The 207-nt window shown below is 45.4% G+C and carries 1 protein-coding gene; it reads left to right on the forward strand.

Annotated features, from left to right (window positions below):
- On the forward strand, positions 1–207 hold a 207-nt coding region (locus tag GM612_RS12330), incomplete at both ends, for a mucin-binding protein (protein ID WP_173021294.1).

Raw genomic sequence — 207 nt, forward strand, 5'->3', positions numbered from 1 at the left:
TACGGTTCACTTCGTTGACGAGGCGGGTGAAACCTTAGCTCCTGATATTGAGGTCACTGGTGTTACGAATGGTGCGGTAGATCGAACAGCAGTTAGAAAGCAGATTCAGCAAATCATCAATCAACAGTACAACCTGGTTTCGGATGGTACTGGGACGGTATTTAACAACGTTGATGACGACAACCAAGACTTTGAAGTGGTCTTTGT

Origin of the sequence: Secundilactobacillus folii (assembly GCF_009720675.1) — a bacterium.
GTDB lineage: Bacteria > Bacillota > Bacilli > Lactobacillales > Lactobacillaceae > Secundilactobacillus > Secundilactobacillus folii.